This is a genomic window from Actinacidiphila sp. bgisy160 (genome assembly GCF_057707815.1).
Map to the genome: position 1 here is coordinate 24,685 of NZ_JBYIQW010000042.1, position 22,967 is coordinate 47,651.

General features: G+C 73.6%; 16 protein-coding genes. 12 read left to right on the forward strand and 4 right to left on the reverse strand.

The genetic code is table 11. The features are described from left to right. The first annotated feature begins 325 nt into the window (after nt 1-325). The 5 genes from AC3EUJ_RS27145 to AC3EUJ_RS27165 all read left to right on the forward strand — a co-directional run bounded on the left by AC3EUJ_RS27145 (nt 326) and on the right by AC3EUJ_RS27165 (nt 8,689). Nucleotides 326-1,129 (forward strand): DUF4097 family beta strand repeat-containing protein, encoded by an 804-nt coding sequence (locus AC3EUJ_RS27145; protein ID WP_431965779.1) that lies wholly within the window; start codon nt 326-328, stop codon nt 1,127-1,129. Nucleotides 1,130-1,511: 382 nt separating this feature from the next. Next, entirely contained in the window at nt 1,512-2,264 is a 753-nt protein-coding gene (locus tag AC3EUJ_RS27150; RefSeq protein WP_431965781.1) for a DeoR/GlpR family DNA-binding transcription regulator, read from the forward strand. After that, the gene (locus AC3EUJ_RS27155) at nt 2,261-3,604 is read left to right on the forward strand and encodes a 6-phospho-beta-glucosidase (protein ID WP_431965783.1); all 1,344 of its coding nucleotides are present in this window, start codon (nt 2,261-2,263) and stop codon (nt 3,602-3,604) included. Before AC3EUJ_RS27150 ends, AC3EUJ_RS27155 begins: the two co-directional genes overlap by 4 nt. A 13-nt stretch (nt 3,605-3,617) precedes the next feature. Next, nucleotides 3,618-6,737 (forward strand): alpha-mannosidase, encoded by a 3,120-nt coding sequence (locus AC3EUJ_RS27160; protein ID WP_431965785.1) that lies wholly within the window; start codon nt 3,618-3,620, stop codon nt 6,735-6,737. Between the two features lie 677 nt (nt 6,738-7,414). After that, nucleotides 7,415-8,689, forward strand: coding sequence for a glycoside hydrolase family 18 protein (locus tag AC3EUJ_RS27165; RefSeq protein WP_431965787.1), 1,275 nt, complete (start codon nt 7,415-7,417; stop codon nt 8,687-8,689). A 66-nt stretch (nt 8,690-8,755) separates the two neighbouring features. On the opposite strand, the gene AC3EUJ_RS27170 is transcribed toward AC3EUJ_RS27165, so the two are convergent. After that, nucleotides 8,756-9,508, reverse strand: coding sequence for a CAP domain-containing protein (locus AC3EUJ_RS27170; RefSeq protein WP_431965789.1), 753 nt, complete (start codon nt 9,506-9,508; stop codon nt 8,756-8,758). 446 nt (nt 9,509-9,954) lie between these two features. Between AC3EUJ_RS27170 and cobF the strand changes: the two genes are divergently transcribed. From cobF to AC3EUJ_RS27190, 4 genes are all read left to right on the forward strand, one after another. Continuing rightward, on the forward strand, nt 9,955-10,722 hold the full coding sequence (cobF, locus tag AC3EUJ_RS27175; RefSeq protein WP_431965791.1) for a precorrin-6A synthase (deacetylating): 768 nt from the start codon (nt 9,955-9,957) through the stop codon (nt 10,720-10,722). A gap of 293 nt (nt 10,723-11,015) precedes the next feature. Further along, on the forward strand, nt 11,016-12,020 hold the full coding sequence (locus AC3EUJ_RS27180) for a glycosyltransferase family 2 protein (protein WP_431965793.1): 1,005 nt from the start codon (nt 11,016-11,018) through the stop codon (nt 12,018-12,020). After that, complete coding sequence (locus AC3EUJ_RS27185; protein ID WP_431965795.1) at nt 12,007-12,447, forward strand: GtrA family protein; 441 nt, start codon at nt 12,007-12,009, stop codon at nt 12,445-12,447. The genes AC3EUJ_RS27180 and AC3EUJ_RS27185 overlap by 14 nt, the downstream gene beginning before the upstream one ends. Then, the gene (locus tag AC3EUJ_RS27190) at nt 12,444-13,712 is read left to right on the forward strand and encodes an NAD(P)/FAD-dependent oxidoreductase (RefSeq protein WP_431965797.1); all 1,269 of its coding nucleotides are present in this window, start codon (nt 12,444-12,446) and stop codon (nt 13,710-13,712) included. Before AC3EUJ_RS27185 ends, AC3EUJ_RS27190 begins: the two co-directional genes overlap by 4 nt. Here AC3EUJ_RS27190 and AC3EUJ_RS27195 read toward each other — a convergent pair. Both AC3EUJ_RS27195 and AC3EUJ_RS27200 read right to left on the reverse strand, forming a co-directional pair. Then, nucleotides 13,661-14,698, reverse strand: a complete 1,038-nt coding sequence (locus AC3EUJ_RS27195; protein ID WP_431965798.1) for a hypothetical protein — start codon at nt 14,696-14,698, stop codon at nt 13,661-13,663. The two genes, AC3EUJ_RS27190 and AC3EUJ_RS27195, sit on opposite strands and share 52 nt — an antisense overlap. A 76-nt stretch (nt 14,699-14,774) precedes the next feature. Continuing rightward, on the reverse strand, nt 14,775-16,511 hold the full coding sequence (locus tag AC3EUJ_RS27200) for a hypothetical protein (RefSeq protein WP_431965800.1): 1,737 nt from the start codon (nt 16,509-16,511) through the stop codon (nt 14,775-14,777). Between the two features lie 184 nt (nt 16,512-16,695). Here AC3EUJ_RS27200 and AC3EUJ_RS27205 point away from each other — a divergent pair, with 184 nt between their 5' ends. Continuing rightward, nucleotides 16,696-18,429 carry an RNA ligase family protein gene (locus AC3EUJ_RS27205; protein ID WP_431965802.1) on the forward strand — a complete coding sequence of 578 codons (1,734 nt, stop codon included), beginning with the start codon at nt 16,696-16,698 and terminating at the stop codon, nt 18,427-18,429. Between the two features lies 1 nt (nt 18,430). Continuing rightward, complete coding sequence (locus tag AC3EUJ_RS27210; RefSeq protein ID WP_431965804.1) at nt 18,431-21,271, forward strand: poly(A) polymerase; 2,841 nt, start codon at nt 18,431-18,433, stop codon at nt 21,269-21,271. Between the two features lie 19 nt (nt 21,272-21,290). Here the strand turns inward: AC3EUJ_RS27210 and AC3EUJ_RS27215 are convergent, their stop codons facing one another. Then, complete coding sequence (locus AC3EUJ_RS27215; RefSeq protein WP_431965806.1) at nt 21,291-21,437, reverse strand: hypothetical protein; 147 nt, start codon at nt 21,435-21,437, stop codon at nt 21,291-21,293. A gap of 158 nt (nt 21,438-21,595) precedes the next feature. Here AC3EUJ_RS27215 and AC3EUJ_RS27220 point away from each other — a divergent pair, with 158 nt between their 5' ends. Continuing rightward, nucleotides 21,596-22,897 carry an acyltransferase family protein gene (locus AC3EUJ_RS27220; protein ID WP_431965808.1) on the forward strand — a complete coding sequence of 434 codons (1,302 nt, stop codon included), beginning with the start codon at nt 21,596-21,598 and terminating at the stop codon, nt 22,895-22,897. The last annotated feature ends 70 nt before the right edge of the window (nt 22,898-22,967 follow it).

The window sequence follows — 22,967 nt, forward strand, 5'->3', positions numbered from 1 at the left end:
GGCGCGGGCGGCGCCCCGGCGATCGACAGCATGAAGCCGAGCGCCGTGAGCGGGGCCCGGTCGTGCCGTGTGGAGCCGCCCGGCCACACCACCCGGAACAGCGCGGGCCACGGCCACTCGGCGATGACCATCGCCGCCGTCGTGGCGGCCACTGAGCCGGCCCCGCGGTGACGGCCGGCGAGGACGTCGGCGCGCCACCCGTTCGCCGCACCCGGTGCGACGCTCCCGATGGATGCGCGCGTACCCCCGGCCGGGCGGGCCAGTCACCCCGACGGAGGATCGGGAATGCCGTGTTCGCGGCGATATGCTCCCCAGGGGAGGGAGGGTGACGACGGGCAAGGAGAAGGCCGTGGTGAAGAGTTGGCGTGTCGGGGCGGCAGTGCTCGCCCTCGTGGCGGGTGGGTTCCTCGCCTCCTGCGACTCGGGCGGTGGCGAGCGGGCACGGCCCGCGGGCCCGGCTCCCGGGTCGGCGTCCGTGCCCGGCGCGGGCACCGGAGCGAGCGCGGACGCCGGCGGTGGCGCGCCCTCCTCGCCCTCGCCGCACGCGTACGAGGTATCCGGCGCCAGGGCGCTGAGCGTGCGCAATGTGAACGGCACCGTCCGCGTCACCGCGGGCAGCGGGCCGGTGTCGGTGGTGGAGACGCTGGAGTACGGCGCCGTGAAGCCCACCACCCGTCACCGCGTGGAGGACGGGACCCTGGAACTGGTCGGCTCCGGCTGCGGGGACAGCAGCCCCTGCAGGGTCGACTACACGGTGACGGTCCCCGCCGCCATGCCGGTCACCGTCAGACTCGACAACGGCGACGTCGACGTGGAGGGCGTCACCGGGCCGGTGGACCTCACGACGCGCAACGGCGGCGTCAGGGGTGCCTCACTGGGCGCCCGGGAGGCCACCCTCAAGAGCGCGAACGGCACGGTGGAGGCGGCGTTCACGGCAGCGCCGAAGGAGGTCGACGCCGGCACCGGGAACGGCGCGGTCACGGTCACCGTGCCCGCGGGCCGCTCCTACGACGTCCATGCCACGGCCGACGTCGGGATGCGGGAGGTGAGCGTGCCGGCCGACCCCTCGTCGCCGCACCGGATCACCGCGACCACCCGGACCGGCGTCGTCACGGTGCGCACGGGCTGACGGCCTGGCGGAGGCGCTCCCGGTCGGACGCCGGGCGCCGCGGCCGGCCGCGGCGCCCGGGTGTTCGCGGCGGGTCAGCCGCGGACGGCGCCCTCGGTCGCGCCCGCGATGAAATCCCTGGTCCACACCTCGGCGCCCGGGGTGGGCGGCGTGGGGAGCCCGGTGGACCCCAGGTCGAAGAAGAGCAGCCCGGACAGGAAGACATCGGCTGCCTCCTCCCGGGTGCTGCCGGCGTGTGTCCCCCCGGTCCAGGCCCGGACGGGGGGACGCCCGGCCTGACGTAGGCAAGAGCTCGCATGCTGTGCAGTGGTTTGACAAGGGTCAATCACAAACTTGCTCGACTTTGATTGACTTTGCACAGAGTCCGGGTAGGGTTCGTGGCATGCTCCCCGACCGACGACATGAGCTGATCCTCCGCGCGCTGCGGTCGGACGGCCCCACCTCGGTGAGCGTGCTGGCCGAGCGGATCGGCGCCAGCCAGGCCACGATCCGCCGCGACCTCATCCAGCTCGAGGACGAGGGCCTGCTGAAGCGGGTCTACGGCGGCGCGGTCCCGCTGACCGGCGAGGACGATCCGTTCCCCGACGTCGCCGCGGTCCGTGTCGAGGCCAAGGACGCCATCGCCGTCCGCTGCGCCGAGATCATCCAGGACGGCGAGACCGTCCTGCTGGACATCGGGACGACCGCCCTGCGGGTTGCCCGGCACCTGCGGGGCCGCTCGCTCACGGTGATCACCAGCAACCTCGCGGTCTACGAGGAACTGCAGGACGAGAAGGACGTGCAACTGGTGCTGCTCGGCGGGGTCGTGCGCCGCGAGTACCGCTCGCTGGTCGGCTTCCTCACCGAGGACAACCTTCGCCAGGTCCGGGCCGACCGGCTGGTCCTGGGCACCAGCGGCATCCGTCCGGGCGGGCAGATACTGGACACGACCGCCGTGGAGGTGCCCGTCAAACGGGCCATGATCGCGGCGAGCGACCAGGTGGTGCTCGTGGCGGACGCCGGGAAGTTCCCCGGCACCGGCATGGCCCGGGTGTGCGGGCCCGAGGACATCGACGTCGTGGTGACCAACGCCCCGGCGGACGCGACGACCCGGACCTCGCTGCGCGAGGCGGGGGTGGAGGTGGTCGAGGTATGAGGCTCACGATTCTCGGCGGCGGCGGGTTCCGCGTCCCGCTGGTCTACCGCGCCCTGCTGGAGGACCGCGCGGAGGGCCGCGTCACCCACGTGACCCTGCACGACCTGGACCCCGCGCGCCTGGACGCCATCGTCCGGGTCCTGCGGGAACAGGCGCAGGGCCACCCCGACGCGCCCGAGGTCACCGTCACGACCGATCTCGACGATGCCGTCACCGGCGCCGACTTCGTGTTCTCCGCGATCCGCGTCGGCGGTCTCGCCGGACGCGTCGTCGACGAGCGGGTCGCCCTCGACGAGGGCGTACTCGGCCAGGAGACGGTCGGCCCCGGCGGCATCGCCTACGGGCTGCGCACCGTCCCGGTCGCCGTCGACATCGCCCGCCGCATCGCGCGGCTCGCCCCCGACGCCTGGGTCATCAACTTCACCAACCCCGCCGGCCTGGTCACCGAGGCCATGTCCCACCACCTCGGCGACCGCGTCATCGGCATCTGCGACTCGCCCGTCGGCCTCGGCAGGCGCGTGGCGCGCGCCCTCGGCATCGACCCCGGCCGGGCCTGGTTCGACTACGCGGGCCTGAACCACCTCGGCTGGCTGCGGGCGGTGCGCGTCGACGGCGTCGACCTGCTGCCGCGCCTGCTCGCCGACGAGGCGGCGCTCACCTCCTTCGAGGAGGGCAAGCTCTTCGGCGCCGACTGGCTGCGCACCCTCGGCTCGGTACCCAACGAGTACCTGAACTACTACTACTCCAACCGCGAGGTGGTCGCCGCCGCGCGCGACGCCGAGCACACCCGCGGCGCCTTCCTCCTGGAGCAGCAGCAGCGCTTCTACGAGAAGATGCGCGCCCCGGGCACCGAGCCCTTCGCCGCCTGGGACGCCACCCGCCTGGAGCGCGAGACCACCTATGGCGCCGACGTCCGGGAGGCCGCGGGCGCCGGCGAGCGCGACTCGTGCGACCTGGAGTCCGGCGGCTACGAGAAGGTCGCCCTCGCCCTGATGCGGGCCATCGCCCTGGACGAGCGCGCCACGCTGATCCTCAACGTCCGCAACCGCCGCGCCCTCGAGCCGCTCGACGCCGAGGCCGTCGTCGAGGTGCCCTGCCACGTGGACGCCAACGGCGCCCGCCCCATCGTCGGCGACCCGCTGCCCGGCCACGCCGCCGGCCTGGTCACCGCCGTCAAGGCCGTCGAGCGCGACGTCATCACCGCCGCCACCACCGGCGACCGGGCCGCCGCCCTGCGCGCCTTCGCGCTGCACCCGCTCGTCGACTCCGTCGCCGTCGCCCAGCGCCTGCTCGACGGCTACCGCAAGCACGTACCCGGACTCGCCTACCTCCGGGACTGAGGGGACCAGCACCATGCACGACGACCGCAAGCAGGTCGAGGCGCGCCTCGACCGCGTCCTCGAACAGCGCATCCGCCCCGCGGTGTACGCCGCGTCGGTGCCGCTGACGCTCACCGCGTGGCACGTGGACGGCGAGCCCGTACCCGTGGGCGAGGCGCTGGCCGCCGAGTACGTGCCCTTCGCGACCGGCGACCGCTGGGGCACCCCCTGGTCGACCAGCTGGATACGTGCCCGGGGGACCGTCCCCGCCGAGTGGGCCGGCCGCCGTGTGGAGGCCGTCTTCGACCTCGGCTTCATCGGCGACTGGCCCGGCGGCCAGGCCGAGGCCCTGGTCCACGACGCCTCAGGCACCCCGGTCAAGGGCATCGAGCCGCGCAACCAGTACGTGCCCGTCGCGAACCCCGCGGCCGGCGGCGAACCGGTGGAACTGCTGCTGGAGGCCGCCGCCAACCCCGACATCCTCGCCAAGGGCTTCCTGCCGACACCGCTCGGCGACCGGCTCACCGCGCCCGCGGACCCGTTGTACACGATGGCCCGCGCCGACCTCGCCGTGCTCGACGAGGACGTGTGGCACCTCGTCCTGGACATCGAGGTCGCCGGCGAGCTGATGCGCGAGCTGTCCACACACGAGCCGCGCCGCCACGAACTGCTGCGCGCCCTGGAACGGATGCTCGACGCCCTCGACATCGCCGACGTCGCCGGCACCGCCGCCGCGGCCCGTGCCGAACTCGCCGGGGTGCTGTCCCGGCCCGCTCACGCCAGCGCGCACACGCTGTCCGCGGTCGGCCACGCCCACATCGACAGCGCGTGGCTGTGGCCGCTGCGTGAGACCAAGCGCAAGACCGCCCGCACCTTCTCCAACGTCACCGCGCTCGCCGCCGACTACCCGGAGCTGGTCTTCGCCTGCTCCCAGGCCCAGCAGTACGCCTGGGTCAAGGAGCGCAACCCCGAGGTGTACCGCCGCATGCAGGAGGCGGCGAAGGCCGGCAACTGGGTGCCGGTCGGCGGCATGTGGGTCGAGGCCGACGGCAACCTGCCGGGCGGCGAGGCGATGGCCCGCCAGCTGATCCACGGCAAGCGCTTCTTCGCCGAGGAGTTCGGCGTCGAGTGCCGGGGGGTGTGGCTGCCCGACTCCTTCGGCTACACCGGCGCCTACCCGCAGCTCGCCCGGCTGGCCGGGATGGAGTGGTTCCTCACGCAGAAGATCTCGTGGAACCAGACGAACAAGATGCCGCACCACACCTTCTGGTGGGAGGGTATCGACGGCACCCGCATCTTCACGCACTTCCCCCCGGTCGACACCTACAACGCGGTGTTCTCCGGCGAGGAGATGGCCCACGCCGTGCGCAACTACGCCGACAAGGGGGGCGGCACGCGTTCCCTGGTCCCCTTCGGCCACGGCGACGGCGGGGGCGGCCCCACCCGGGAGATGCTGGAGAAGGCCCGGCGCCTGCGCGACCTGGAGGGCTCGCCCAAGGTCGTCGTCCAGGACCCGGACACCTTCTTCCGCGAGGCCCGGGCCGAGTACGAGGACGCCCCGGTGTGGTCCGGCGAGCTCTACCTGGAGCTGCACCGCGCCACCTACACCAGCCAGGCGCGCACCAAGTCCGGCAACCGGCGCGGCGAGCACCTGCTGCGCGAGGCCGAGTTGTGGGCCGCCACCGCCGCGACGCGCGACCCCTCGTACGCGTACCCGTACGAAGACCTGGACCGGCTGTGGAAGACGGTCCTGCTCCACCAGTTCCACGACATCCTGCCGGGTTCCTCCATCGCCTGGGTGCACCGCGAGGCGGAGGCGACCTACGCCCGCCTGAAGGAGGAGCTGGAGGCGATCATCGCCGGCGCCGCCGCGGTGGTGGCCGGCGACCCCGGCACCGGGCCGTCGGCCCCCTGGGTGTTCAACACCTCCCCGCGGCCCCGGGCCGAGGTCGTCGCCGTGCCGGCGGCGCCGGACGGAGCCGGGGTCCAGCCCCTCGCCGACGGCCGGGTGGCGGTCTTCGCCCAGCTGCCCGCCTCGGGCGCGGGGCCCCTCGTGGCGGCCGAGCCGGGCGGCACGGTGACCGTCACCGAGCGCGTCCTGGACAACGGGCTGGTCCGCGTCGAACTCGACGACGACGGGCTGCTGATCTCGGTGTTCGACCTGACCGCGGGCCGCGAGGTGCTGGCCCCGGGCGAGCGCGGCAACCTGCTGCGCCTCCACACCGACCTGCCCAACCAGTGGGACGCCTGGGACATCGACCGGCACTACCGGCGGCAGTACACGGACCTGACGGCCGTCGACGCGATCACCGTCGTGGAGGAGGGCCCGCTGGTCGGTGCCCTCCGCGTCGAGCGGTCCTTCGGCGGCTCCCGCCTCGCGCAGACCGTACGGCTGCGCGCGGGCAGCCCGCGGATCGACTTCGAGACGGAGATCGACTGGCACGAGAGCGAGAAGATCCTCAAGGCGGCCTTCCCGCTGGACGTGCACGCCGACCGCAGCGCCGCCGAGATCCAGTTCGGGCACGTCTTCCGGCCCACGCACACCAACACCAGCTGGGACGCGGCCCGGTTCGAGGTCTTCTGCCACCGCTGGGTGCACGTCGCGGAGCCCGGCTACGGCGTGGCCGTGCTCAACGACTCGACCTACGGCCACGATGTCGGCCGCACCTCACGCGAGGACGGCGGCACCACCACCACGCTGCGGCTCAGCCTCGTCCGGGCGCCCCGCGTGCCCGACCCGCACGCCGACCAGGGCACGCACCGCCTGACGTACGCGCTGCTCCCCGGTGCGGCCGTGGAGGACGCGGTGGCGGGCGGCTACGAGCTCAACCTGCCGCTGCGCGTCACCGCCGGGGCCGTGGACGCCGCACCGGCCGCGCCCCTGGTGACGCTCGACGGCACGCGGGCCGCGATCGAGGCGGTCAAGCTCGCCGACGACCGCTCCGGCGACGTGGTCGTCCGGCTGTACGAGTCGCTCGGCGGCCGCGCCACCACCACCCTGCGCGCCTCGTTCCCGGTGGAGCGGGTGCGCGTGACCGACCTGCTGGAACGCCCGCTGGAGGGGGAGAGCGCGCAGCTCGGGCCCGACGGAGGGATCCGGGTGGCGCTGCGGCCGTTCCAGATCCTCACCCTGCGCCTCACCCCGTGCGCATAGCCGGATCCCTCCGCCCGAACAGGTCCCGGACGCCGTCCTGACCTGTTCGGGCCGGACCCGTGCGGGCGGGCCGCGCCCGCACGGGGCACTCCGGCCCGCGTGCGCACCCCGTCCGTGCCCTCCCGAACGCGCTGCCCGGCTGCCACCCCGAGCCGACGGCCGTGGGCCCGGCCCCGCTTCCGCCGGGAGACCCCCGGCGACGTCCCAGCCCAGCTCGCCGCCGCGGCCCCCACCGCCCCACGACGACCGGCGAACCCACCCCCGGGCCAGGGCACCTCACCGTCACCGGCCGGACGGAGACCCTCACCGAGGCCCGGCCCGTGCCCGCGGCGGAACGCCCGGCTCCACGGCCGCCCGCCTGGACGGCCGCGCGCGGGTGGGGGCACCGGCGGACTCACGCCCCACCGCGAACCGGCCACCCCCGGAAGGGAACCCCCACGCAGGACCGTCGTCCCCGCCGCAGCCGGGCCCGCCGTTCACCCTGCCGGCGTACCGGGTCGGCCCGGGCACCCACCGCTGGTCCTGGACGCCGATGCCTCTCTGACGGCCGGTCATGAGCGCTCGGAAAGCGGGGACTTCCGTATTGGTGCAGACCATTGACCTTATTGGTCTAGTCCTTCTAGGGTGTCCTCGCACCCACGCGCGCTCACGACCGCTTCCTCACCAGAGGTGACTCCATGCCCAGACCGCAGGGATCACGGTTCCGCAGAGCCCTGGTCGGCCTCGTCGCCGCCGGCACGGCGCTGCTCACCGCGAGCCTGGTCACCGGCCCCGCCGCGGCCCAGCCGGCTGCCGCGGTGTCCCACGGCCACCACGCCCCGCACGCCCCGGCGGGCACGTCGAAAGTCGTCGGCTACTTCATCGACTGGGGCGTCTATGCCCGGGACTACCACGTCAAGAACATCGTCACCTCGGGCGCCGCGTCCCGGCTCACCCACATCAACTACGCCTTCGGCAACGTGACGGACGGCAAGTGCGCCGTCGGCGACGCCTGGGCGGACTACCAGAAGCCCTACGACGCGGCCGGCAGCGTGGACGGCGTCGCCGACGGCACCGAGGAAGGCGCGCTGCACGGCAACTTCAACCAGTTGCGCAAGCTGAAGAAGAAGTACCCGCACATCAAGGTCCTCTGGAGCTTCGGCGGCTGGAGCTGGTCGCCCGGCTTCACGCAGGCTGCGGCCGACCCGGAGGCGTTCGCCGACTCCTGCTACGACCTCGTCGAGGACCCGCGCTGGGCCGACGTCTTCGACGGCATCGACATCGACTGGGAGTACCCCAACGCCTGCGGCATGTCCTGCGACACCAGCGGCCCGACCGCCTACACGGACCTGATGGCCGCGGTGCGCCACCGCTTCGGCAAGAAGAACCTGGTCACCGCCGCCATCACCGCCGACGCCTCCGACGGCGGCAAGATCGACGCCGCCGACTACGCGGGCGCCGCGAAGTACGTCGACTGGTACAACGCGATGACCTACGACTACTTCGGCACCTGGTCGGCCACCGGCCCGACCGCCCCCCACTCGCCGCTCACCTCCTACCGCGGGATCCCGGCGAAGGGCGCCAACGCGGCGGCGACCGTCCACAAGCTGCGCGGCCTCGGCATCCCGGCCCGCAAACTCCTGCTCGGCCTCGGCTTCTACGGCCGCGGCTGGACCGGGGTGACGCAGACCGCGCCCGGCGGCGACGCCACGGGACCCGCCCCCGGCACCTGGGAGCCGGGCAGCGAGGACTACAAGGTGCTCAAGACCCGCTGCCCGGCCACGCGCGTGGTCGCCGGCACCGCGTACGCCCGCTGCGGCCAGGAGTGGTGGAGCTACGACACCCCGCTCACCCTCCGCGGCAAGGCGGCCTGGGTGAAGAGGCAGGGCCTCGGCGGCGCCTTCTTCTGGGAGCTGAGCGGGGACACCGCGGGCGGTGAACTGATCAACGCGCTCGGCCGCGGCCTGCGCTGAGCCCACCGCGCACACGCCGGGAGGTCCGGCCGCCACGGGGGCGGCCGGGCCTCCCGGCGTTCTGCCTCAGCGCGCGGCGCCGAAGTCCTGCGTCCAGTAGTTGCCGGGCTGTGCCAGCGCGATCCCTATCTCTTTGAAGGAGCAGTCCAGTATGTTCCGCTTGTGGTCCGGGCTGGCCATCCAGGCACTCATCACGCTGGACGCCGAGGAGTAGCCGTAGGCCACGTTCTCGCCGTAGCTGCTCCAGTTGTAGCCCACCGAGGAGATGCGGTCGGCGGGGGACGAACCGTCGGATCCGGTGTGCGACATGCTCCGGTGCGAGGCCATGTCCTTGCTGTGGTCCTGCGCGGCCTCGTTCAGCTTGGCGTTGACCTTCAGGGCCGTGCAGCCGGCCTTGGCCCGCTCCTTGTTCACCAGGTCGAGCACGGTGGCCGAGGCACCCGTCAGCGTGGCGCCGGAGCCCGCGCCCGGGGAGGCCGGCGCGGCGGACGGTGCCGACGAGGGCGCCGAGGACGGCGCGGACGACGGCGCGGAGGCGGGGGCCGAGGGAGCGGTGGACGGTGCCCAGGACGGCTTCCCGCCCCACTGGCCGCCCTGCGTCCACGCCCCGTTGCCGGACCCGCCCGCGGACCCGTTCCAGGACCCGGCCCACGAGCCGTGGTTCCAGCGGCCCTGGCCCTGGCCCTGGGACCGGTCGTACCGCGGACCCTGCTGGCCACCGACGCAGGCCATGGCCACCGAGGGCACACCCACGGCGGCGACGGCGAGGGCGGCGACGGTTATCTTCCGGAATCGCTTCGTCCGGCGGTGCTTCGTCATTGCGTGACCTCACTCGAGGGGTCGGCGTGCGTGTTCACAACCCGCCTGAGCTGCCGTGACGGCTGGCGGGCCCGGCCATTGTGTGGACCGTCCCGAACATCGGGCAATGAAAGATCGGTACTACGCGGACTCGTAGCCGCGACGCCTCATGCCACTGGCGTGTGAGCGTGCCGCGCCACCGCATCCGAGGTCCGGAGGAGACCTGATGGGCACTCAGAACGCGTACCCCGCCCCGGGGCAGCCCATGACGCCGTACGGATCGAATGCCGTCGCCCCGTGGGCGAATTATGTCCCATTCCGTTGCGGATGGAGGTTATATGCCGCGCGAAGGCCGGCTACTAAGTCGCACCGTAACCACCCAATCCAGCGTGAGGGACATCACAGGACGTCCTGGGAACAGTTGCCGCGATGGCCGTCACGGGCACACCGCAGGGCACAATCACCGCATGCGACACATCCTCGTCATCGGCATCGGCGCGGGCGATCCCGAACACCTCACCCTTCAGGCGGTCAAGGCGATCGGCCGTACGGACGTCTTCCTCGTCCTCGGGAAACCGGAGGAGCGCCAGGACCTGATCCGCCTGCGCCGCCGGATGCTGGACGAGCACGCCCGCCCCGGCCACCGTCTCGTCGAGGTCCCCGACGCCGAGCGCGACCGCAGCGCACCCGGCTACGCGGAGGCCGTCGAGGACTGGCGTCGCCGCCGCGCCGACCTGGTGGCCGGACTCCTCGACGCCCACCTCCGCCCCGGCGAGACCGGCGCCTTCCTGGTCTGGGGTGACCCCTCCCTGTACGACAGCGTGATCGCCGTCGTCGAGGAGGTCCTCGCCCGCCGGCCCGGTTCCTTCACCCACGAGGTCGTCCCCGGCATCAGCAGCGTCTCCGCGCTCGCGGCCCGCCACCGCCTCACCCTCACCCGGGTCGGCCGCCCCCTGCAGATCACCACCGGCCGCCGTCTGTCCGAGGGCTTCCCCGAGGACGCCGACGACGTGGTGGTCATGCTCGACGGCCGCGCCGCCTTCGCCGGGATCGACCCGGAGGGCGTGGACATCCACTACGGCGCCTATCTCGGCACCGAGGACGAGATCCTCATCTCCGGCCCGCTCGCCGAGACCTCGGAACGCATCCTCAGGGCCCGCACCGAGGCCCGGGAACGCAAAGGCTGGATCATGGACACCTATCTGCTGCGCCGCCGCCCCGGCGGGGCGAGCTGAGCCACGCGCGGTCGGCCCTGCCGGCCCTGCGGCGAGGCCGCCTTCCTCCGGCAGTGCTGACCCACGGCCGCCCACTCCAGGCCGTTCGCGCGAGGACGGAAGCGGCGGTGGCCGGAATTCCCCGCATCCCCATTCGGAACCGGTGATTCCGTGACCGGAGCGCCGCCCTGCCGTCAACTCGGTGCGTCGTCCCGGAAAGGCTTTGTTCGCCTTCGATTAAGAGTCGATCCATAGGTTTGCCAAATGTTTGAGAATCCCCATGTGCGCGCAGTGCACGGTGCGGAGGACCGACGGTGACCACGCAGACCGCTGAATTCGCGAACGCCGTCGCCCGCCGGCCGGCGACGGAATCGGGCGGAACGGCACTGATCTCGTACGTCCTCCCCGTGTACAACGAGCAGGACGGCATCCGCCATTTCCACGAGGAGCTGGTCAAGGCCCTCGCCGGGCGGCCGGAATTCCGCTACGAGATCGTGTATGTCAACGACGGCTCCGCCGACGACTCCCTGACCATCCTCAGGGACCTGGCGAAGAACGACCGCCGTGTGCGCGTGGTCGACTTCGCCCGCAACTTCGGCCATCAGATCGCCATCACCGCCGGCCTGGACGAGGCCAAGGGCGACGCCGTCATCATCATGGACACCGACCTCCAGGACCCGCCGAAGATCAGCCTGGAGCTGGTCGACGCCTGGCGCGCCGGTGCCGAGATCGTCCACGCGCGCCGCCGCACCCGGCGTGACACGATCTTCAAGCGCACCACCGCGCACGCGTTCTACCGCATCCTGCGCAGCTGGGCCGAGGTGGACATCCCGCTGGACACCGGCGACTTCCGGCTCCTGGACCGGCGGGCGGCCGACGAGCTGCGCCGCTTCCGCGAGCGCAGCCGCTTCGTGCGCGGCATGGTCGCCTCGATGGGGTTCCGGCAGACCGAGGTCCAGTTCGACCGCGACGAGCGTTTCGCGGGGGAGACCAAGTACCCGCTGCGGAAGATGGCGCGCCTGGCCATCGACGGCGTCACGAGCTTCTCCACCGTCCCGCTGCGGCTGATCAGCCGGCTGGGCTTCCTCGTGCTCGCCTTCTCCCTCCTCGGCATCCTGTACGCGCTGGGCATGAAGATCTTCCGGCCCGACATCACGGTGTCCGGCTGGACCATGCTCATGGTCGTCACCCTGTTCCTCGGCGGCACCCAGATGCTCGCCATCGGCGTGCTCGGCAGCTACATAGGGCGCATATACAGCGAGGCCCAGGACCGGCCGCTGTACATCGTCCGCGAGGTCCTCGGGCATGACGGCGACTGAGGCGGCCGGGGGCGCGGACACCGCGGCCCCGGCTCCGGCGCGTCCCGACCGGCGGGGGGACCTGCGGCAGCTGATCCGCTACGCGCTGGTCGGCGGCAGCGGTGTCGCCCTCGACCTCGTGTCCTTCCTGCTGCTCTTCAACGTGCTCGGCCTCGACGAGCAGGTCGCCAACGTCATCAGCACGAGCCTCGGCATCACCAACAACTTCGTGCTGAACGCGATCTTCACGTTCGACAAGCGGGACCGGGTGTTCGTGCGCTTCCTGCGCTTCTACGCGGTCGGCCTCACCGGCATCGCCCTCACCTACGTGCTGTTCCAGATCTTCACCAGCTGGCTCGGCATCGACGCCAACGTCGTCAAGGCGGGCTCGCTGCCCCTGGTGCTGGCCACCCAGTTCGTGCTCAACAGAAAGTGGAGTTTCGGATGAATCTCGGCATCATCGGTGCCGGTGCGACCGGCCTGACCGCCGCGTACGACGCGGTCAAGGCCGGACACCAGGTCACGGTGCTCGAGGCGGCCGACGAGCTGGGCGGGCTCGCGGCGTCGATCCCCGTCGGGGGCGTCCCGCTGGAGCGGTACTACCACCACATCTTCCGCAGCGACCGGGACATCATCGAGCTCATCGAGGAGCTCGGCCTCGGCGGCGACCTGCGCTTCCACAAGCCCACCACCGGCGTCTTCCGGGACGGCACGCTGCACCCCTTCAGCACCCCGCTGGAGATGCTGCGCTTCCCCTCCTTCTCGCTGCTCGACGGCGTGCGCTTCGGGGCCTCCTCCGCGCTGCTCAAGGCCGTCCGCAGCGGTGAGCGCTACAACGACCTCACCGCTCTGGACTGGCTGCGCCGCCGGGCCGGCCGCAAGGCCACCGAGACCATCTGGGAGCCGCTGCTGCGCGGCAAGTTCGGCGACCGCGCCGACGAGGTCTCGATGGCCTGGCTGTGGGCCCGCGTGCACTGCCGGACCTTCGAACTCGGCTACGTGCACGGCGGCTTCGAGCGCGTGTACGCCGCGCTGCGCGACGCCGTCGCCGCCCGCGGCGGCAAGGTCGAGTTTGGCAAGAAGGTGGAGACCATCCGTCAGCCCGAGGGTGCCGAGCAGGTCACCGTCACCACTGGCGACGGCGCGTCCTACGACTTCGACCAGCTCGTCGTCACCGTCCCGCAGCCCGTCTTCGCCAAGGCCGCGGACGTCCCCTCCGACGACACGGTGTGGCGCAACCAGTACCTCGGCGCCACCTGCTTCGTGCTCGAGCTCGACCGCAGCGTGATCCCGTACTACTGGCTCAACATCAACGACCCGGACTTCCCCTTCCTGGCCGTCGTGGAGCACACGCGGATGGTCGACCGCGCGGAGTACGGCGGCCGCCACCTCCTCTACGTCGGCAACTACGTGCCGCGGGACGACTGGCGGTTCACCACCGCCCCCGCGGAGCTGCTGGACCGGTACATCCCGTACCTGCAGCGGCTCAATCCGGAGTTCGAGCGCTCGTGGATCCAGGAGTGGCACTTCTCCCGTGCTCCCTTCGCCCAGCCGGTCGTGACCCCCGAGTACCGCTCGCTCATCCCGGAGCACCGGACCCACATGAGCCGGGTCACGCTCGCCACCATGGCGCAGATCTACCCGCAGGACCGCGGGCAGAGCTACTCCATCGCGCTGGCGCACCGCGTCACGAAGCTCATCGGCGCGAGCTGAGCCGCCGGCGGCTGGGGCCCGGCCGGGCAAGAGCCGGGCCCCAGCCGCGACCAGCTGCGGTCGTCGCCCCACACCGAGAGCGGATCCACGTAGGGGCGCAGCAGACCGATCAGCACCGGGTCGCCGCGGCCCGCCAGCTCGTCCGAGGCCAGCTTCCGCGCCACCCCGGCGAGGAAGTCGGCGAGCTGGATCCGCGGGTCGTGGCGCGACTCGGCCAGCCGCAGCCCCGCCGGCCGCCGGTCCGGTGCCAGGGACGCCCCGAGCCGCGCGATCCGCTCCTCGGTGAGCGAGTTCTGCCGGTCGTGCACGACGTGCACCCGTGCCCCGCCCTCGCTCCAGCGCGCTATCGTCCGCTCCAGCGCGGGGAAGAGCGGGTCCAGCGGATCCACCGCCTCCGGGGCCGCCGCGAGCCGCGCCCGGAACGCCTCCGCCCGCGGCCTGGCCCGCCGCAGCACCTCGACGACCCCGGAAAGGGCGCCGGCGGCGCCGTCCGCGGGATCCAGCGCCCCCAGTGCGCGGTGGAACGGGTCGACGGGTGTCACCCCCGCCTCGTGGTTCCTGGTCCGCACCAGCTCGTTGGCGGCGCGGAGGAACTCCCGCCACCGCGCCGCGTCCACGGTGCGGCGTCCCTCGCGGTACAACGTGGTCGCCAGGGCGGCCGCGGACGGCCCCGTGGCCAGCACATCGACGACCGCCACGACCACGAACCACGCCTTGTCGACCAGGTGCACCGAGGCGGCGCCGCCCAACGGCCCCGCGGGCCCCAGGAACCACTCCAGCACCGCCCGGTGCTTGTCTCGCAGCAGATGGTTCGCCTTGTACTCCTCGGCGGGCGAGCGGATCCGCTCGCGCACCTCCGCCAGCGCCCGGGCCGCGGCCTCGCCGGCGACGCACACACCCGCGTGCGCGAAGACGTCCGTGTTCCCGCCGATCAGGTTCTCGCCGTCCGAGCCGGACTCGTCGCAGGCGACCTCCAGGAACGTCACCCGCCCATCATTCCGCCCCGCCCCCGAGCCCACCACGCATTTTGCGGCCCCGGGGGCGGGGCGGGGAGCCGGGTGCCTAGCGCAGGCGGCAGACCACCGGGGTGCGGGGGTTGCCGTTCAGGGGCGGGCACTCGTAGGTGGCCTCGATCGTGGCCGCCATGGTCTTGTCGACGTTGCCGAGCTGGAACCAGGAGCGCTGCAGGACCGCGTAGGGGGCCGGGTCCTCGGTGACGCAGCGGAGGTTCTCCTTGTAGGACGGCAGCTTGTCGACGTCCGGGAGGAACTTGGTGCGCTGCAGGAACGTCGGCACGGGGTAGCGGCACGGTGTCGGATGACCGACGTAGTACGCCACGTCGCCGAAGGCCAGGTAGAGGACGGGCGCACCGTGCGGGATCTGCCGGTTGACCTCGGCGGCCTCCAGCGCGGTCTGGCCGGACCGCGCGGCGAAGGAACCGTTGCCGTAGACGACGCGGCCGGCGTTCATCAGCTGCGGCGAGCCGGGCCAGACCGCGGCGGCCAGGCAGAAGACCCCGGCGACCGCGGAGAGCGCGACGGCGGCGGCCGCGAACCGGCCGGGGCGGGCCGGGCGGACGGCGGGCCTGGGGGCGAACAGGAGGTCTGCCGTCGCGGCGAGCAGCGCGACGAGGGCGGCCGCCCAGCCGGCGGCGACACCCTGCACGGCGTGCGGGGACTGCTCGGCGAACGGCACGAAGGCCGCGTAGACCGCCGTGACCGCGGTGAAGAACAGCGGTGGCCTGCCGTACGCCCGGTACCAGGAGGCGACCGCGAGGCCCCACAGCGCGGCGGCGCCCACCGGGAGGGAGGCGGCGTGGTAGCCGAACCAGTTGCCCTGCACCGCGACCGCGGCTACGCACACGAGGACGATCAGGCCGGCCAACGCGGCCAGTTCGGCGCGCCGGCGGCGGTCCTCCTGGCGGGACAGCAGCAACAGCAGCAGCGCCGCCGGGAGCAGTGCGACGACGGGGCTGAGGTAGGCCCGGTCCACGAGGAAGGACGCGGACTTGTCGAGCAGGAAGGAGGGGTGGAGTCCCTTGCGGGTGAGGGCGCCCTGGTTGATCTTGGGCATGTCCCTGGCCCACTGCAACTCCCGGGAGCCGGCCAGGACGCTGATCCCGAAGAGCACCACCGAGGAGACGCCCGTGACGAGGCCGAGCCGCACCGCACGCATCCGGTCGACGGCGAAGAGCAGCAGCAGTGCCATCAGGGCGGTGGCCGCGGTGGAGTACTTCATCAAGACCGCCAGGCCCAGCGGCACCGCCGCCACGGCGGCCGCCGGCCACGGCCGTTCGATGCCGAGGGCCGCGGCGATCGCCAGAACCGACAGCAGGGTCGCCGTCCACTCGGGCTGCAGGAAGTCGATCCTCGGGGCGAAGGCCAGCGCCAGAGCCACCGCCGCCGCCGTGAGCGTCGCGTCGCGCAGCGGGATCCGGCGGGCCAGCGCCGCTCGCAGGGCCAGTCCGGTCGCCACGCAGAGCAGGACGGCCACGATGCGGATGATCATCTCGCGGTTCGCGGTCGACCCGAAGGTGAGTGAGTCGAGACCGGCGACGAACCAGCGGTAGAAGAGTGGCCGGTGCACAAAGGTGTCCGATGCCGAGAATCCCCCGCCCCTCGCGCTGCGCAGGCAGGCGAGGACGTACCTGAGGTCCCCGTTCATGCCCGAAGTCACCGTCGAATAGCCGAGCAGGACGACGGCCGTGATCACCCCGCCCCAAAGCGCCGGCCGGAGGGTCCGACGACGCGTCGGCAGGGGGAGCAGCCTGTTGAGCGTGAGGAAGCCGGAATCGTTCACGGGCAGAACTTAGCACCAAATTAATTGGGTAATATGTATCGGGAATTGGGATGCCGCGCATTAACCGTTCGTTTTCCCGGAATTCACTCCTCCCTGGTGGCGCGCCCCGATTAATCGGTGGCTTGCCGGCTCCCCCGCTCCTACAGTGGGCGCGCACCACATCGTCACGGGGGAATCCGGCATCATGCGCACGCACTATCCACGCACGCCGCACCTGCCCTGGTCGCCCGGGGCCACGCCGGACGACATACGCGCCGGGGACCCCGGCGCGCTCCGGGGCCGCGAGGTCGTCGTCACCGAGAAACTCGACGGCGAGAACACCACGCTTCACCGGGACGGGACGCACGCCCGGTCGCCCGACTCGGCCCACCACCCCTCCCGGGCATGGGTCAAGGCGCTCCAGGGGCGGATCGGCCCCCTTCTGCGGCCCGGCCTGCGCGTTTGCGGCGAGAATCTGCACGCCCGCCACTCCCTCGGCTACGAGCAACTGGACAGCTGGTTCTACGGCTTCTCCGTCTGGGACGGCGACCGGTGCCTGGACTGGGACCGCACGGTCCGATTCCTGCGGGGGCTCGGTATCCCGGTGCCACCCGTGCTGTGGCGCGGTAGGTACGACGAACGCGCGCTGCGCGCACTGCGCCTGGACACCGCACGCCAGGAGGGCTACGTCGTCCGTACCGTCGACGGCTTCCGTCACGAGGAGTTCGGCCGCCATGTCGCCAAGTGGGTACGCACCGGTCATGTGACGACCGGCACCCACTGGATGCACGCCCCCGTCGTCGAGAACGGGCTGGGCCCGGCCGCCGCGCTGTGGGCGGTGCGCTCCGGCGCGGCTCCCGACGCCGGCGCGCTCGCCGCCGCGGTGGGGCTCGACGTCGCCGGCCCCGGGGCCGCGGAGCGCGCCGCCGAGGTATCCGGCCGGCTGGACGTCCTTCGCCGCACCGGGGACGCCCGGCTCGCAGGGGTGCTCGCCGCCCTGCTGCACGACATCCCCCGGGCCCGACTGGCGGCCCGCCTCGCCGGACCGCTCGGCATGCCGCAGGCCCGGCGCGTGGCCGACCTGGCCGGACTCCACCCGGCGCTGCAGCGCCCGTACCCCGACGAGGACCGCGTGGCCGGTCTCGCCCGCATGGCGCTCGCCGCAGACCTCGGCGTCCTGCACGCCGTGGCGGCCGCGGCGGCGCCCGACGCCGAGTCCCGCGAGCAGACCGAATGGTCGGCCCTGCTCGCCGAGGAGGCCGGCCTGCTCGGCCCCGACCCGTTCGGCTCCCTTCGCCACGGACTGCGCGCGGCTCTCGCCGGGCTGGACACCGAAGCCGCCGACCGCTGCTGGGCGGAGGCCCGCGCCGGGTACGCCGCGGGCCGGATCGCGGGCGCAGAGGAGGCCGTCGCCACCACCTGGCGCCGGCGTTCCGCGCAGTTCCCCCGCCTGATCCACCTGACGGGGCCCGCGGGCAGCGGCAAGAGCACCTTCGCCGGCACCCTGCCCGGCACCGCCGTCCGCATCGCTCTCGACGACCTGCGCCTCGCCCGCGGCTCCCGCGCCGACCAGCGGGCCAACGCCGACGTCCTGCGCGAGGGGCTGCGCCGGCTCGACAGCGCCCTGACCGGGCGTGCGACGGTGGTGTGGGACGCGACGTCACTCAACCCGCACCAGCGCTCCCTGGTGCACGCGGTGGCCCGCCGCCGCGACGCCCTGGTCACGCACGTGGTGACCCTGGTCGACGAGGAGGAGCTGGCCCGGCGCAACGCGGACCGCGCCCACCCGGTGCCGGCCGCGGTGCTGACCGCGCAGGCCCGCCGGTTCGCCCCGCCGTACCCCGGCGAGGCCCACCGCACCTGGTACGTCGGCGCGGGCGGCACCGTCGAGGACACCGACGGCTCGCTCGGCGGCGCCGCGCCCGGACAGGAGGCCTGACATGCGCACCAGCGAGGAGATCTACCACCGCGTCCGCTGGGACGCCCGGTTCGACCCGGCGCGCTTCGTGATCGGCGTCCACCAGCGCGGGGCCGCCCCCAAGCGGGTCCCGCTGCCCGCCTTCGTGCCCGGCGGCGAGATCCCCTGGCACCGCGTGCTGTTCGTCGAGGCGGACGGAGAGCTGGTCTGGGACCGGGCCACCGGCACCGACCGCATCGACGCCACCGACGCCGGGCGCGTCCGCGATCCTCGCCTGCTGCGGCCGCCGTTCTTCACGGCCCGCGTCCCGCACGCCTGGGACGAGGACGGGCACCGCTGGCGGCCCGCCGAGCAGGTCCCGCCCGGCCGGGCGGGAACGGCCGACGGCGGCCGGCTGCGCGTCCTGACCTGGAACACCCTGTGGGACCGCTACGACAGCCACCGCATCGACACCGCCCGCCGCCGCCCCCTGCTGCTGCGCGCCCTGGAGGAGGCGGACGCCGACGTCATCGCCCTCCAGGAGGTCGAGCCCGCGCTGCTCGACACGCTGCTGCGGGCCGACTGGGTGCGCTCCCGCTACACCCTCGGCACCGACCCGGCCGGACGCGACACCGACGACACCGGGGTGCTGCTGCTCAGCCGGCTGCCCGTACGGGAGGCCGCCCAGCACGCCCTCGGTCCGCACAAGGCCGTCGCCGCGATCACCGTCGAAACGTCCGCCGGACCGCTCGTGGTCGCCGCCACCCACCTCAGCAGCGACCACTGCGACGACGGTCCGGCCCGCAGGCAGGTCGAACTCGCCCGGCTCGCGGAGGGACTCGCCGGTGTCGAGGGCGACCTGCTGCTGCTCGGAGACTTCAACGACGGAGGCGACGGGCCGTCGCTCGCCCTCGGCCTGCGCGACGCCTGGACCGAGGCGCACGGGCCGCACGACCGCACCCCCACCTTCGACCCGGCCGTCAATCCGCTGGCGGCGGTCTCCTCGCTCAGCGGCCGTGCCTCCCGGCTCGACCGCGTCCTGCTGCGGGAGGGCGGACCCCGCGTCACCGGTGCCGCCCTGCGCGGCGACACCCCGACGCAGGAGGGCCTGTTCGTCTCCGACCACTACGGTGTGGAAGTCACCCTCTGCCTCGCCGCCGGCGCGCAGGCCGAGGCCGAAGGCGCCCTCGGCCTGCCGCCCACCGTGCGCACCGCCGTGGCCTGGCTGCCCCCGGACGAGCTGTGGCCCGCGATCCAGGCCGTCCGCCGCGAGCACGATCCGCAGATCCACCGCTGGCCGCCGCACGTCAACCTGCTCTTCGGGTTCGTGCCGGAGGCCGCCTTCGAGCGTGCCGCACGCCTGCTGTCCGAGGCCGCGGCAGGCGTCCGTCCCTTCACCGCCCGCCTGGACGGGGTGCACACCTTCGGGCGCCGCGAGGACGCCACCGTCTGGCTCGACCCGGCTGCCGACGGCGGCACCTCCTGGGCGGTCCTCCAGCACGCCCTCGCCCGCCGCTTCCCCCGCTGCCGGGGCCGCGCCGAGGGCTACACCCCGCATCTGTCGCTCGGCCGCACCCGGGACCCGCTGCGGGTCGCCGCCGATTGCGCGGCCCGGCTTCGCGGGACGACGGCACAGGTCGGCGAACTCGTCCTGCTCTCCCGGCGCGGGGACGAACCGATGGGGGTCCGGGCCACGGTCGCACTCGGCACGGGGGAGCTGCGCTGGGTGCCCGACACCGCCGACACCGCCGACACCGCCGACACCCCCGATGACCTCCCGCACGCGGAGGAGACCGCCCGGCGCGTGGCCGCCGCCCTGGACGACGGTGTGGTCCATGTCGCCGGCTCCCGCCGCATGGGCTGCGCACTGCCCGGCGCCGACCTCGACCTCGTCGCGGCGCTGCCGGGCACCGCCGACACGGCGGCGGTCCGGGACAAGGTGACGGCCGCGCTGCCGGAGGCCACCCGTGTACGGGAGGTGACCGGCGCCCGTGTGCCGGGACTGCGCTTCCGCGTCGGCGGTCTCGACGTCGACCTCGTCGTCGTCGCCACCGGAGGCCACGACCCAGCCGAGGCAGTGCCCTGCCGCGCCGAACTCGGCGAGGCCGCCGCCGTGGCGCTGAGCGCCGTCAGCGATGCCGACGCGATCCTCGGACTCGCCGGTGACCACGACCGTTTCGCGGTTCTCGCCCGCGACGTCAAAGCCTGGGCCAGGGCGCGCGGCCTGGACTGCGCGCCCTTCGGCGGCCTGCCCGGCCTGGCCTGGGCGCTGCTCGCCGCCCGCACCGTCCACGACGCCCCGGGCCTGGCCGGGGCCGAGCTGCTCCGGCACTTCTTCGCCACCTGGGCCGCCTGGGACTGGCGTCAACCGGTGGGCGCCGCCGGGCAATCGGGCCCCGCGGTCTCCATCGCCACCCCCACCGAGCCCGTCCGTCCTTGCACCGAGCAGGTCGGCCCGGCCGGCCGCGACCTGCTCGCCCAGGAGCTCTATCGCGCGTGGGAACTGCTGGATGCCGCGGCCGGCACGGGCGCCGCTGCCCGGCCGGCCCTCACCGCCCCGCCACCGCTCCACCGCCGGCACGCGGCCTGGGTGGTGCTGGCCGTCCACGGCGCGACGGAAGCGGAGTTCGAGGACACCCTCGGCCGGGTCCGGGGCCGCGTCCGCGCGCTCCTCACCGCGCTGGAGGACGCCGGCACCGGCGGCGTCCACGCCTGGCCCCGGCCCTTCCGTACCGGCCCTCGTTCCGCCCACTACGCCGTCGGCCTCGGCCCCGCCCCGCCCGACGCGGCCGGCCTCGCCGGGATCACCGCCGCGTGGAGCCGCGGCCTGTCCGGCGTCGAGGTGACCCGGGTGGAGGGCGGCGCCGTACCGACGCTGCGGTGAGGGCGGCCGCTCGGCGCGGTCAGACGGCCGTGAACTCGACGATGCCGATGTCCCCCGCCGTGCGCACCGCCGTCCCCCGCAGGCATCGTTGTCGTGCGCAGCGCCACGGGGTCACCAGGGCCGCCGACCGGCGCAGGGAAACGTCCTGCTGCTCCTCGCCCGCCATCAGCGACTGCCTCTCCTCGCGACCGGCCGGCCGGCCTCGCCCCGATAGGCGTGCCTGCCACGCGAATTACGCCGGCCGGGTCGCGCAGTGGGCACGAAACGGTTGCGGTCGCCGCCGATTGCGGCGCCGCCGGCGGGGGTCGGGCAGCATGACCGGGCATGGAGCGAGACCGGTACGTCGACTTCCTGCGGGCCCTGGCGATCTGCATGGTCGTGCTCGGCCACTGGCTGATCACCGCCCTCGTCCGGGAGCCGGGCGGGGGCATCGTGGCGCCCGAGCTCCTGGCGGAGATCCGCTGGACGCAGTGGCTGACCCTGGGCTTCCAGATCATGCCGCTGTTCTTCCTCGCCGGCGGCCACGCGGCGGGCGGCTCCTGGGTCCGTACCCGGGCCGCGGGTGGCACGGCGGCGCCCTGGGTGGCCCGAAGGGCCCTGCGCCTGCTGCTGCCCGCGGCCGCCTACTGCGGGCTGGTGCTGCTCGCCGTCGCGATCTGCTCGGTGGCCGGGGTGGACCGGCACACGCTCGAGCTCGCGGGGTGGGCGATGGCCATGCAGTTCTGGTTCCTCCCGGTGTATCTGCTGCTCAGCGCCCTGACCCCGGTGCTGCACGCGGCACACCGGCGCTGGGGATCGTGGGTCCCGGCCGTGCTGGGCGCGGTCGCGGTGACCGCGAGCGTCTCGGCTTCCACCCGGCCGGTCGACTACGTACTGGTCTGGTGCGTGGCGTACCAGCTCGGGTTCTGCTGGCGCGACGGCCAGTTGACGCGCCGGCGCGCTGCTGCGATGGCGGCAGGCGGCGCTGCGGCCTTCACAGCGCTGATCACGCTCGGGCCGTACCCGGTGAGCCTGATCCGGGTCACCGGGGAGGCCGTCAGTAACACCGACCCGCCGTCGCCCGCGATGCTGGCCTGGGTCGTGGCCCAGGCCGGCGGCTGCCTGCTGGCCGCGCCGGCCGTCCGGCGGGCACTGGAGGGCGCACGCGTCGGGCGGGCGGTCGGATTCCTGGGCGGCGCGAGCATGACCCTGTATCTGTGGCACATGCTGCCTGTGCTGCTCGCCGCGGTGTTCTACCTTGTCGGCCTCGCCCCAGGCGCCGCCTTCGGCACCGCCGCCTGGTGGGCCCTGCGCGTGCCCTGGCTGCTGGTGCTCGCGGTGTTCCTGGCGGGCGTGCTGGCGGCACTGCGGCCGCTGGAACGCGTGCTGGCCCGCCTGTTCGGCGCCGTCGCCCCACCCGCCGTCGCCCGCCACGACCGCCCCGCCCTCCTCTGGACCGGCCTCGCCCTCAGCACGGCCGCCCTCGCGTACTGGTCCGTGCACGGACTCGCCCCCGGCGGGGGTTTCGCCGCCCTGCCCGCCCTCGCCTTCGCCCTCGGGGCGACACTGCTTGCGCTGCCCCACCGCGCGGCACCGCGCACGCCCGCCGAGGGGGAGCCGGTGACGCCCGCGGAGGAGGCCGCCTGACGCTGCACGTGAGCGTTTTCAGCTTCGCGACTCCAGGGTGAGAACGGCCTTGGCGACTGACGTCATGCGG